Origin of the sequence: Blautia sp. MSK.18.38 (genome assembly GCF_024460535.1) — a bacterium.
Taxonomy (GTDB): Bacteria; Bacillota; Clostridia; order Lachnospirales; family Lachnospiraceae; genus Blautia_A; species Blautia_A fusiformis.
Genome location: NZ_JANFYP010000008.1, coordinates 37,138 through 49,485, shown reverse-complemented (window position 1 = coordinate 49,485; position 12,348 = coordinate 37,138). Strand labels below are relative to the sequence as shown.

The following is a 12,348-nucleotide window of genomic DNA, read 5'->3' as shown; positions in this document are numbered from 1 at the left end:
AACATGCAGCTCCCCGGTTTATAAAAACTTAATTTGATACAGCCGGATTATGTGCTATAATATGCATAATAAAAACCAGAAAGGAAATGTTATGGCAGATCAGTTTGATAATAATAAAGACAATGACCAGGAGCAGAAATACGAGAAATTCTGTTTTTTATGTCGCAGACCGGAGAGTCAGGCAGGGAAGATGATCGACCTTCCTAATCATATACATATCTGTGCGGATTGCATGCAGAAAAGCTTTGATACTATGAACACCCAGATGAACAATGGAAATTATTCCGATCTTTTTAACATGCCGAATGTGAGCATGATCGATCTCAGCAGTTTCCAGAATCCCGGAAACCAGGCGAAGAAGATCAAGAAAAAATCAGAGACTCCGAAGCCGGTGATCGATCTCAAAGATATTCCTGCACCACATAAGATCAAAGCAACTCTGGATGAATATGTGATCGGACAGGAATATGCCAAGAAGGTAATGTCTGTAGGTGTATACAACCATTATAAAAGAGTTGCCACAGATACCATGGATGATATTGAGATCGAGAAATCCAATATGCTGATGATCGGACCTACAGGCTGCGGTAAGACTTATCTGGTGAAGATGCTTGCCAGACTTCTTCAGGTACCGCTTGCCATTGCAGATGCCACATCTCTTACAGAGGCTGGTTATATCGGTGATGATATCGAGAGCGTAGTATCCAAGCTCCTTGCGGCTGCAGATAATGATGTGGAGAAGGCAGAGCACGGGATCATTTTCATCGATGAGATCGATAAGATCGCAAAGAAGAAGAATACCAACCAGAGAGATGTCAGCGGAGAGGCTGTCCAGCAGGGACTTCTGAAACTTCTGGAGGGAAGTGAAGTGGAAGTTCCGGTGGGTGCTACCAGCAAGAATGCCATGGTACCTATGGTGACTGTAAATACAAGGAACATTCTGTTTATCTGTGGCGGTGCGTTCCCGGATCTTGAGAATATCATCAAAGAAAGACTGAATAAACAGGCGTCTATCGGATTTTATGCAGATCTGAAGGACAAATATGATGATGATCCGCATGTGCTGGAGAAAGTAACGGTAGATGATCTCCGTGCATTTGGAATGATTCCGGAATTTATCGGTCGTCTTCCGATCATCTTTACCCTGAACGGGCTGACGGAAGATATGCTTGTGAAGATCCTCAAGGAGCCGAAGAACGCCATTCTGAAACAGTACAAGAAGCTTTTGGCACTGGATGAAGTAAAACTGGAGTTTGAGGACGGTGCCTTACATGCCATTGCCCGTAAGGCATTGGAACGCCATACAGGAGCCAGAGCTCTCCGGGCTATCCTGGAGGAATATATGCTGGATATCATGTATGAGATCCCGAAGGACGACAATATCGGTGAGGTCGTGATCACAGAGGGATACATTCAGGGCAACGGAGGTCCGAAGATCCTTATGCGTGGACAGGAGATCCCGGCACTGGAAGGATAAGAAACAAGAAGATTCTTTAATATATAAAGGAGCGTGACAGATATGGCAAAAAGCAGTTTTTGGGATGATCTGGGAAACACACTGACAAGAAAGGCAAAGGGCTTAAGTTCCAGAGCAGAGAATCTCTATGAGATCCAGAAGATCCGTAACAAGCTCTCTGCACAGGAGCGTATGACCGAAAAGCTGATGATGGATATCGGAAAGATGATCTATACACGTTATGAGCAGGGAGAAGCCGTTGACGGTGAGACGGGAGCTATCTGCGAGGAAATCAGCCAGCACATGCTGGAGGCGGATCACTACAGAGATGCGATCGCTGCCAGTAAAGGGGAGAAGTTCTGCCCGGCCTGCCATAAGGCGGTGATGCGGGAGGCCAGCTTCTGTCCGTATTGCGGAGCGGCGTGTCCTACAGCGGAGCTGGAAGAGAAAGCTGCCGATGTGATCGAGCAGGCAGATGAGGAGCTTGAAGAGGCTGCTGAGGCAGAGGTGACAGAAGTACCGGAGACAGAAGCGGAAGAAAACGCAGAAGCTACAGAAGCGGCAGCAGATCCGGAAGAGACAGTAGAAGCGTCAGAAGTAGTAGAAACAGAAGAAGCTACAGAAGTGGCAGCAAAAACCGCAGAAGCGTCAGAAACAGAAACATCAGGATCAGATCCGGAATTGGAAGAGGAAAGAACGGAAGTGGGATCTGCAGAAACAGAGGAGCCTGCGGCTGATCCGGAAAATACAGAAACAATAGAAGAAAAAACAGAATAACCATAAGCATATAAGGCAGGCTTTCCCCAGTGGGAGCCTGCCTGAATATTATGCAGACCACAGAAATAAGGAGGGGGAATAATGTTGTGGAATTTACTGACGGCGGGAATCTTTGGTACAGACTATTATATAAAGAAAAAAATCAACACATCGGAAAAGAAAGATCTGAAGGAAAAGTGCCTGGGAGGCAGACTGATCGTAAGAAATTGCCATAATCATGGGATGATGCTTGGAATATTAAAAAACAAAGATAAAGAATTCCTGAGAGATCTTGCATCTATGGTGCTGGGCGGTGCAATCTGGGAGTATATACGTACTTTCGGAGAAAAAGGCACACGCATATCCAAGCTTGGGCTTTCCATGATCCTGGGCGGCGGTCTGAATAATTATACGGAACGTCGCAGAAAGGGATACGTCACGGATTATGTGAGCCTGAATGTGGAAAATCCGAAGCTTAAGAAGGTCGTATTTAATATTTCGGATCTTTTCATATTTACAGGTGCGCTTCTCTGGGGCGGGAGCGAGATCTTTTCTGAAAAAGAAAAATAAATAAAAAAACAGAAGTGCCGGTGTTGGGCGCTTCTGTTTTTTTGATTTTGGATAAAATAAAAAAGAATGCAGGAAATGGGACTTGAACCCACACGATCTTGCGACCACAGGCACCTGAAGCCTGCGCGTCTGCCAATTCCGCCATTCCTGCATTTTTTCAACCGGCTTGCTTCGCTTTGTTTGCTCCGCTCGTCGACTGCTCACTTATAATAACTCAGGAATGGGATAATGTCAATAGAAAAATTCAAAAAAATTAAAAAAATTCAAAAAAAATATTTTAAGTTAGTTTTATACATTTTTTTTGCATATGGTGTTGAAAAATGACGATTCCTGTGATACAATCTTGAAGATTTAGGATAAAATAAGAGAACAAAGAAAGGGAGATTGTATGAAAGCATTTCTGATATTGGAAGATGGCCATGTATTTACAGGAACCAGCATTGGTTCTGCAAGGGAAGTCATCAGTGAAATTGTCTTTAACACTTCCATGACCGGTTATCTGGAAGTAATGACAGATCCTTCTTACGCAGGACAGGCGGTGTGTATGACATATCCGCTGATCGGAAACTACGGAATCTGTTATGATGACCAGGAATCAAGGAAGCCGTGGATTGACGGATTTATTGTACGCGAATTATCACGAGTTCCCAGCAACTTCAGAAGCGTAGACACCATTCAGCATTTTCTGAGCAAAAACGACATTCCGGGAATCGCAGGAATTGATACCAGAGCACTGACTAAGATCCTTCGTGAGAAGGGAACCATGAACGGAATGATCACAGTTGATGAGAACTATGACCTGGATACAATCATCCCCAGATTAAAAGCATATACAACAGGAAAAGTGGTAGAGAAGGTTTCCTGCCGCGAAAAGGAAGTGCTTAAGGGGAACGGACCGAAGGTTGCCCTTCTTGATCTGGGCGCCAAGAAAAACATTGCACGCTCACTGAATGAGAGAGGATGCCAGGTTACTATTTACCCGGCTCTGACATCTGCAGAAGAAATCCTTGGAGACAATCCGGACGGCATCATGCTCAGCAACGGACCTGGAGATCCGAAGGAATGTACTTCTATTATTAAAGAAATCAAAAAACTTTACGACTCTGATGTACCGATCTTTGCCATCTGTCTTGGACATCAGCTTATGGCTCTTGCAACGGGCGGAGACACCCATAAGATGAAATACGGTCACAGAGGCGGAAATCATCCGGTTAAAGACCTTGAGACAGGAAGAGTATATATTTCCTCCCAGAACCATGGCTACGTTGTAGACGCAGAGGGACTTGAGGAGAAAAATATCGCACATCCTGCATTTGTAAACGTCAACGACGGAACAAACGAGGGTATGGCATATAACGGAAAGAACATCTTTACTGTACAGTTCCATCCGGAAGCATGCCCGGGACCACAGGATTCCAGTTACCTTTTTGACAGATTCATGAAGATGATGGGAGGAGAGAAATAATGCCAAGGAATAAGGACATAAAAAAAGTACTTGTAATCGGCTCAGGCCCGATCATAATCGGCCAGGCAGCAGAGTTTGACTATGCAGGAACCCAGGCATGCCGCTCCCTGAAGGAAGAGGGCATGGAGGTTGTACTTTTAAACTCCAATCCTGCTACCATCATGACAGATAAAGACATCGCAGACAGAGTTTACATCGAGCCTCTGACTGTTGAAGTCGTAGAGCAGCTGATCCTCAAAGAGAAACCGGACAGTGTACTTCCTACACTGGGCGGACAGGCAGGTCTGAACCTTGCCATGGAGCTTGAGGAAAAGGGCTTCCTGAAAGAGCACAATGTACGTCTCATCGGTACCACAGCAGCAACGATCCGTAAAGCTGAGGACCGTCAGGAATTTAAGGATACAATGGAAAAGATCGGCGAGCCGGTTGCAGCATCCAAGGTCGTAACAACTGTAGAAGACGGTGTTGCGTTTACTCAGACTATCGGTTATCCGGTTGTTCTCCGTCCTGCATATACACTTGGCGGAAGCGGCGGCGGTATCGCGCATAATGAGCCGGAGCTTCGTGAGATCCTTGAGAATGGTCTCCGTCTTTCCCGTGTAGGCGAGGTTCTTGTAGAGAGATGTATCGCCGGATGGAAAGAGATCGAGTACGAGGTAATGCGAGACAGCGCAGGAAACTGCATCACAGTCTGCAACATGGAGAACATTGACCCGGTTGGTGTCCATACCGGTGACTCCATCGTAGTTGCTCCTTCCCAGACCTTAGGAGATAAAGAGTATCAGATGCTCCGTACATCTGCACTTAACATCATCACAGAGCTTGGCATCACAGGTGGATGTAACGTACAGTACGCTCTTCATCCGGAGAGCTTTGAGTACTGCGTTATCGAGGTTAACCCTCGTGTAAGCCGTTCCTCCGCACTTGCAAGTAAGGCTACCGGTTATCCGATCGCCAAGGTTGCAGCCAAGATCGCACTGGGTTACACACTGGATGAGATCCCGAACGCCATCACAGGCAAAACATACGCAAGCTTCGAGCCGATGTTGGATTACTGTGTTGTTAAGATCCCGCGTCTGCCATTTGACAAATTCATCACAGCAAAACGTACACTGACTACACAGATGAAGGCTACCGGTGAGGTTATGAGTATCTGCCATAACTTTGAGGGTGCTTTAATGAAGGCTATCCGTTCCCTGGAGCAGCATGTAGACAGTCTGATGTCCTATGATTTCTCACATCTTTCTGATGAAGAACTGATGGACGAGCTGAACATTGTGGATGACCGCCGTATCTGGAAAATCGCAGAAGCCCTGAGACGAAATGTTTCCCAGGAGAAGCTTCATGATATCACAAAGATCGACATCTGGTTCATCGATAAGCTGGCTATCCTTGTTGAGATGGAGCAGGCTCTGAAAACTCAGAAGCTGGACAAAGACCTTCTTCTGGAAGCAAAACGTCTGGAGTTCCCGGACTACATCATCGCAGACCTGACAGGAAAGACAGAAGCTGAGATCAAAGACCTGCGTAAAGAGTACGGCATCCGTGCAGCATACAAGATGGTTGATACCTGTGCAGCAGAGTTTGCGGCAGCGACACCATATTACTATTCTGTATACGGCGATGAGCAGACAGAGAATGAAGCTGTAGAAACAAAAGATAAGAAAAAGATCCTGGTACTTGGTTCCGGCCCGATCCGTATCGGTCAGGGTATCGAGTTCGACTTCTGCTCTGTACACTGTACATGGGCATTTGCGAAAGAAGGATATGAGACGATCATCATCAACAATAACCCGGAGACAGTAAGTACAGACTTCGATATTGCAGATAAGCTGTATTTTGAGCCGCTGACACCGGAAGATGTTGAGAATGTTGTAAATATCGAGAAACCGGACGGAGCTGTTGTTCAGTTCGGTGGACAGACAGCTATCAAGCTTACAGAGGCACTGATCAAGATGGGCGTTAAGATCCTCGGAACATCTGCTGAGAACGTAGATGCTGCAGAGGATAGAGAGCTCTTTGATGCCATCCTTGAGAAATGTGAGATCCCGAGACCGAAGGGACATACCGTATTCACAGCAGAAGAGGCGAAAAAAGCAGCCAATGAGCTGGGTTATCCGGTACTTGTCCGCCCGTCCTATGTACTTGGAGGACAGGGAATGCGTATCGCTGTCAGCGATGAGGACGTGGAAGAGTACATCGGAATCATCAACCAGATCGCACAGGAGCATCCGATCCTTGTTGATAAGTACCTGATGGGTAAAGAAATCGAGGTCGATGCAGTATGCGACGGTGAGGACATCCTGATCCCTGGAATCATGGAGCACATCGAGCGTGCAGGTATCCATTCCGGAGACAGTATTTCCGTATATCCGGCACAGACCATCAGCCAGAAAGCAAAAGATACCATCGCCGAGTACACACGCCGTCTTGCACAGGCACTTCATGTAATCGGTATGATCAATATTCAGTTCATCGTTGTAGGCGAGGATGTATATGTCATCGAGGTTAACCCGCGTTCCAGCCGTACAGTACCGTACATCAGCAAGGTAACAGGAATCCCGATCGTTCCGCTTGCAACAAGAGTTATCCTTGGACATAAGATCAAAGAGCTTGGTTACACACCGGGACTTCAGAAAGAAGCAGAGTACTTCGCAATCAAGATGCCGGTATTCTCCTTCGAGAAGATCAGAGGCGCAGATATCAGCCTCGGACCTGAGATGAAATCCACAGGTGAGTGCCTTGGTATTGCAAAAACCTTTAACGAGGCTCTTTACAAAGCCTTCATCGGAGCCGGAATCCGTCTTCCGAAGCACAAACAGATGATCATCACTGTAAAAGATGAGGATAAGAAGGACATCATTCCGATCGCAAAACGTTTCGAAGCTCAGGGATACCGTATCTTTGCAACAAGAGGTACTGCAAGCGTACTGACTGAAAACGGAATCAAGGTAACACGTACCAACAAGCTGGAGCAGCCGTCTCCGAACCTGATGGACCTGATCCTTGGCCACAAGATCGATGTTGTTATCGACACACCGCCACAGGGTGTTGAGCACCAGAAGGATGGTTTCGTGATCCGTCGTAATGCTATCGAGACAGGTGTCAATGTGCTTACAAGTCTTGATACTGCAGAGGCTCTGGTCACAAGTCTTGAGAATACAGACCTGAACCACCTGACTCTGGTAGATATCGCCACCATCGACAATCGATAAAAAATTGTAAATTTTGTGAAATAAAAAATTAAAAGTTTACGAATTGTCAAATATGTAATATACTGATAAGGACGGGGCCGTCGTTCACATACCGGCCCTGTCCTTATCTTGCTTTTAGAAAGGAGTTAACATGATTTTTATAGAATTACTGAAGGTTATCCTTCTCGGTATTGTGGAGGGAATCACCGAGTGGCTTCCGATCAGTAGTACCGGACATATGATCCTTGTGGATGAGTTTATCAAGCTGAATGTATCCGAGGCATTTATGGAATTTTTCCTGGTGGTGATCCAGCTTGGCGCGATCCTGGCAGTTGTTGTACTGTACTGGAACAAGCTGTGGCCTTTTTACATAAGAAAAATCCCGAAGAAAACACAGATGGCACTGCGTAAACAGCCGGCAGTACCCAGAACTGTCCTTACTTTTGTAGAAAAATACTGTGATAAGGATAAGTGGATCCTCTGGTTTAAGATCCTGGTAGCATGTCTGCCGACGATCATCATCGCTCTTCCTTTTAATGACATTATTGAAAAGAAATTTTACAACTATGTGGTCGTTGCCATCATGCTGATCGTTTATGGTGTGCTTTTTATCGTTATCGAGAACTACAACAAACGCCGCAGACCAACCTGCACCAGACTGGATGAGCTTTCCTTTAAGACAGCGCTGATCATCGGCTGCTTCCAGGTGCTTTCCGTGATTCCGGGAACATCCCGTTCCGGATCTACCATTATCGGAGGAATCCTTGCAGGAACATCCCGTACAGTTGCAGCAGAATTTACCTTTTTCCTGGCAATTCCGGTTATGTTCGGAGCAAGTCTTCTGAAACTGGTCAAATTCGGTTTTGCCTTCAGCTCCACAGAGCTGATCATCCTGATCGTAGGTGTTGTGGTATCCTTTGTGGTATCTGTTCTTGCCATCAAATTCCTGATGGGATATATCAAGAAACACGATTTTAAAGTATTCGGCTGGTACAGGATCATTCTTGGTATCCTGGTGCTCGGATACTTCGTTGGAAAAACATTTTTAGCATAAAACTGCAATCTGGAGGTAATCATTATGAAATATAAGAAGCTTTTGATCGTACTGACAGCAGTGACGGCGCTTGGTATTGCCGGCTGTGGAAAATCATCAAAGGAAACAGCAGAGGTGACACCAACACCGGTTCCTACAGCCGCACCTACGGCTGCACCGGCTACATCCACACCGCTTCCCACATCTACACCTGCACCGAAGCTGATCGGTGTAAAGACCAGTACTGCAAAATTTGTTTATCTTACCAACAGCACGAAGGGAGAGATCCGTGAGATCTATCTCCGCGCGGCAGGAGGGGAAGAATGGGGCAAAAGTCTTGTTCCTGCAGAAGCTACCATCAAAGATGCGGAGCAGGTGCAGATGTATTACACCCCGGATTCTGCAAGAGATGCCATCTATGATATGAAGATCGTAGACGGAGACGGAAATGCCTATGAGATCTACAGTGTACAGCTGAGCGATATGGAAAAGGCAAAACTGATGATCGATAACGGAGAAGCATACCTGACCTATACAAGCCTCAGTGACAAGAGTGAGAAGAGCACTATTGGCAATGTGGAAACGGATAACAGTGAGGCGGACAGCAGTGATTCCGCAGACAGCACAGATGCTTCAGATCTGACAGACAGTTCTTCCGGTATCACGGATACTTCTTCTGACAGCAGCGATGGAAGCTATGACAACAGTGATGATGGAAGCTATGATAACAGTGATGACGGAAACTATGACAGCAGTAATGACGGAAGCTACGACGGCAGCGATGACGGAAGCTACGACAACAGCAGTGATGATGGAAACTATGACAGCAGTGATGATAGCGGCGACTATGTAGATGACAGCAGCAACAGTGGAAGCGGTGACGATTCTCTTGACAACAGTACAGATACAGATGACAGCGGAGACGGAGAGATTGTCTGGGATGATAACGGAGACTGGTCAGAGGAATAAACCGGGATCCTGTAAACAGAGGGAAACATGGAACAGACATTTCTTGAAAAACTGAAACGAGTAAAACCTGGGGATCTGCTTCACATCATCAAGTTTATCCTGGCATTTCCCATTGCGATGGTCTACAGACTTTTTCGCAGGGATCTCTGGCTTCTCTGTGATACAGAGAATGAATGCCGGGATAACGGATTCTGGCTGTACAAATATCTGAGAGAAAATACCAGTGAGGATGCAGTGTACGCCATCAATAGAAAATCTCCGGATTATGCCCGGGTAAAAAATCTGGGACCTGTGATCCAGTATGGAAGCTTCCGCCACTGGATCTACTATCTGGCTGCATCAAAAAATATCAGCTCCCAGAAAATGGGAAAACCAAACGCAGCCATCTGCTATGTGCTGGAGGTTTACGGAATCCTACGGAACAAGCGGGCGTTCCTGCAGCATGGGATCATTACGGCAGATCTTAGTTTTCTGTATTATCCCCATACAAAAATGAGTCTTTTTGTTACCAGTACCTATGATGAGTGGAAATATGTCAATGACCGGTACGGATATCCGGAAGGCTATGTGCAGGAGCTGGGACTGTGTCGTTTTGACCAGCTTCATGATATGAAGGTAAAAAAGAACCAGATCCTGATCATGCCGACCTGGCGTATGTATATCCGCAATGAGATCTCAGCCTCTGATCACGAGCTGGAAGCACAGAAATTCATGGAAACCGATTATTACCGGTACTGGGATGCACTTCTCAAGGATGAGAGACTGATCCGCTATATTGAGGAGAACGATCTTCAGATCATCTTTTATCCGCACAGGGAAATGCATCGGTTCCTGAAATATTTTCATGTGGATCATCCGAAGATCACAGTGGCGTCCTGGCCTGAGTACGATGTGCAGACACTCCTTAAAGAGTCCGCAGTGCTGGTGACTGATTTTTCCAGTGTGGCCATGGACTTTGCCTACATGAAAAAGCCACTGGTCTACTACCAGTTTGACAATGAAAAATTCCGGCAAAGTCATCATCAGATCGGGTATTTTGATTTCCGGAAAGATGGCTTCGGTCCGGTATGTGTAACGGAACAGGAAGTAACGGACTGGCTGATCCGCCTGCATAAGCAGGGATTTGCCAATGAAGAGATCTATCTGGAAAGACACGGAAAATATTTTGATCTGTGGGATACAAAGAATTGTGAAAGAAATTACAAAGCGATCAAAGAAATGTAACAGGTGGTGAAAAATTGCAGCAGTTAATGGAAGCTCCGGCGGAGATCAAGGTAAAAACCAGGAAATTTTCGCTGACAAAAGGAACCATAAAGATCAGTTTTGAGCTGGAAGGATCCAGAGGAAGGATCCGTTCCCTGAAGCTGAAACAGCGAAATGCAGTGTTGGATACAAGTTTTCCTTTTGAAATGCAGACAGCAAAAAAAGGAAATACGATCGTGTATCATGCACAGATCAATGTAGATCAGTATCCGATGGAAACCGCATTCTGGGATGTGGTGGCATCTGTGGATAAAGAAGGAAAAGGAAATTATGAGGATGCGATCCTGGGAGGCTTAAGTTCAAAACTTAAACTTAAGCTGATCCTTTTTCCAAGATGGACCAGAACCGGGGATGGGCATATGGTTTATCCCTTTGTCAACGGAGCAAGGCAGTTTACCATTCAATACCGGAAATATGATCCGAAATATGACAGCTATGCATTTATAGCAAAAGAATTTCTTGCATTATTCTGCTATTTTATCCTGAAACCTTACTGGGATCATAAGAAATTATGGCTGATCTGCGAGAAATACTGTACAATGGCACAGGACAACGGCCTCTATTTTTTCCGGTACTGTATGGAGCATGCATCGGAGAAGGACAGAAGTCGGATTTTTTATGTAATAGATAAAAAATGTCCGGATTATCAGGCTGTAAAAGAGTATGATGCCAATGTGATCCAGTTCATGTCATTTAAGTACATGATCTATCTCAGCGCTGCACGGTATCTGATATCTACCGATGCAATCCGGCATTTTTATATCTGGGATTCGCCCAACAGCATCTACAAGGTTCTGTATCAGGCACGGAAGAACATTGTATTTCTCCAGCATGGAGTGATGGGCTTCAAGCAATGCCACAGGACCTTTCATAAAGGCGGAGGCAATCAGATGGCACTGTTTGTGGTGTCTTCGGGTTATGAACAGAAGATCATCCATGATTATTTCGGATACGATAATGAAGAGATCATCATCACTGGTTTGGCCAGATGGGATGTGCTGGAGGACAAGTCGGATCCGGCTCATAAAGAGATCCTGCTGATGCCTACATGGAGAAGCTGGCTGGAGGATATCAGCGAGGAGCAGTTCAAAAAAAGTGAATACTATCAGCGTTATAAAGCATTTCTGCAGGATGAGAGGCTTAAGACTCTTCTGGAAAAGGAAAATATCACGCTGAATTTTTATATCCATCCGAAATTCCGGGAACATATCCGGAGCTTTCAGGTGGAAGACAGGCATATCCGTCTGATCCCATTTGGGACTATGCCGCTGAATCAGCTTCTGATGAGCTGTCATATGCTGATCACCGATTATTCTTCTGTTTCCTGGGATGTCTACTATCAGGAAAAACCGGTGGTATTTTATCCCTTTGATCTGGAAACCTATGAGAAAGTCCAGGGAAGCTATATGGACTACAAAAAAGATGTTTTCGGAGATCTGGCATGGGATCAGAACCAGCTGGTAGACCTTATCGGAGAATATGCGAGGAACGGATTCCGTGAAAAACCGGAATTTTCAGGAAGAAGAGATGAGCTTCTTCCCTACAGGGACAATGACAACAGCAAACGAATTTATGAATATATAGCCAATGCTCAAATACCGGACAAACTGAAAAGAAGGCTGAAAGAGAAAAAATTTTAATG

The 12,348-nt window shown here is 45.6% G+C and carries 9 protein-coding genes and 1 tRNA gene; 9 read left to right on the top strand and 1 reads right to left on the bottom strand.

Translation table 11 applies throughout. The annotated features are described in order from the left end of the window. The first annotated feature begins 91 nt into the window (after positions 1–91). The 3 genes from clpX to NE638_RS06800 all read left to right on the top strand — a co-directional run bounded on the left by clpX (position 92) and on the right by NE638_RS06800 (position 2,782). Entirely contained in the window at positions 92–1,477 is a 1,386-nt protein-coding gene (gene clpX, locus NE638_RS06810; protein ID WP_022426973.1) for an ATP-dependent Clp protease ATP-binding subunit ClpX, read from the top strand. A gap of 42 nt (positions 1,478–1,519) precedes the next feature. Beyond that, positions 1,520–2,233 carry a zinc ribbon domain-containing protein gene (locus NE638_RS06805; protein WP_022426974.1) on the top strand — a complete coding sequence of 238 codons (714 nt, stop codon included), beginning with the start codon at positions 1,520–1,522 and terminating at the stop codon, positions 2,231–2,233. An 81-nt stretch (positions 2,234–2,314) separates the two neighbouring features. Then, positions 2,315–2,782: a signal peptidase II gene (locus NE638_RS06800; protein WP_022426975.1), complete on the top strand. Its 468-nt coding sequence runs from the start codon at positions 2,315–2,317 to the stop codon at positions 2,780–2,782. Positions 2,783–2,849: 67 nt separating this feature from the next. Here NE638_RS06800 and NE638_RS06795 read toward each other — a convergent pair. Next, positions 2,850–2,933, bottom strand: a tRNA-Leu gene (locus NE638_RS06795). A 237-nt stretch (positions 2,934–3,170) separates the two neighbouring features. On the opposite strand from NE638_RS06795, the gene NE638_RS06790 reads away from it, so the two are divergent. The 6 genes from NE638_RS06790 to NE638_RS06765 all read left to right on the top strand — a co-directional run bounded on the left by NE638_RS06790 (position 3,171) and on the right by NE638_RS06765 (position 12,346). Further along, positions 3,171–4,247 (top strand): carbamoyl phosphate synthase small subunit, encoded by a 1,077-nt coding sequence (locus NE638_RS06790; protein ID WP_015527400.1) that lies wholly within the window; start codon positions 3,171–3,173, stop codon positions 4,245–4,247. Continuing rightward, positions 4,247–7,462: a carbamoyl-phosphate synthase large subunit gene (gene carB, locus NE638_RS06785; protein WP_022426976.1), complete on the top strand. Its 3,216-nt coding sequence runs from the start codon at positions 4,247–4,249 to the stop codon at positions 7,460–7,462. The genes NE638_RS06790 and carB overlap by 1 nt, the downstream gene beginning before the upstream one ends. Before the next feature lie 130 nt (positions 7,463–7,592). After that, positions 7,593–8,495 (top strand): undecaprenyl-diphosphate phosphatase, encoded by a 903-nt coding sequence (locus NE638_RS06780; RefSeq protein WP_021651920.1) that lies wholly within the window; start codon positions 7,593–7,595, stop codon positions 8,493–8,495. A 24-nt stretch (positions 8,496–8,519) separates the two neighbouring features. Continuing rightward, on the top strand, positions 8,520–9,443 hold the full coding sequence (locus tag NE638_RS06775) for a hypothetical protein (protein WP_114002047.1): 924 nt from the start codon (positions 8,520–8,522) through the stop codon (positions 9,441–9,443). Between the two features lie 27 nt (positions 9,444–9,470). Further along, on the top strand, positions 9,471–10,667 hold the full coding sequence (locus NE638_RS06770; protein ID WP_021651922.1) for a CDP-glycerol--poly(glycerophosphate) glycerophosphotransferase: 1,197 nt from the start codon (positions 9,471–9,473) through the stop codon (positions 10,665–10,667). Positions 10,668–10,681: 14 nt separating this feature from the next. Then, positions 10,682–12,346 carry a CDP-glycerol glycerophosphotransferase family protein gene (locus NE638_RS06765; RefSeq protein ID WP_059086129.1) on the top strand — a complete coding sequence of 555 codons (1,665 nt, stop codon included), beginning with the start codon at positions 10,682–10,684 and terminating at the stop codon, positions 12,344–12,346. The last annotated feature ends 2 nt before the right edge of the window (positions 12,347–12,348 follow it).

What these genes read in the sequence shown, in the direction of transcription:
- clpX (WP_022426973.1), top strand. Translation starts at nt 92, where the DNA reads ATGGCAGATCAGTTTGATAATAATAAAGACAATGACCAGGAGCAGAAA.
- NE638_RS06805 (WP_022426974.1), top strand. Translation starts at nt 1,520, where the DNA reads ATGGCAAAAAGCAGTTTTTGGGATGATCTGGGAAACACACTGACAAGA.
- carB (WP_022426976.1), top strand. Translation starts at nt 4,247, where the DNA reads ATGCCAAGGAATAAGGACATAAAAAAAGTACTTGTAATCGGCTCAGGC.
- NE638_RS06800 (WP_022426975.1), top strand. Translation starts at nt 2,315, where the DNA reads ATGTTGTGGAATTTACTGACGGCGGGAATCTTTGGTACAGACTATTAT.
- NE638_RS06770 (WP_021651922.1), top strand. Translation starts at nt 9,471, where the DNA reads ATGGAACAGACATTTCTTGAAAAACTGAAACGAGTAAAACCTGGGGAT.
- NE638_RS06790 (WP_015527400.1), top strand. Translation starts at nt 3,171, where the DNA reads ATGAAAGCATTTCTGATATTGGAAGATGGCCATGTATTTACAGGAACC.
- NE638_RS06775 (WP_114002047.1), top strand. Translation starts at nt 8,520, where the DNA reads ATGAAATATAAGAAGCTTTTGATCGTACTGACAGCAGTGACGGCGCTT.
- NE638_RS06780 (WP_021651920.1), top strand. Translation starts at nt 7,593, where the DNA reads ATGATTTTTATAGAATTACTGAAGGTTATCCTTCTCGGTATTGTGGAG.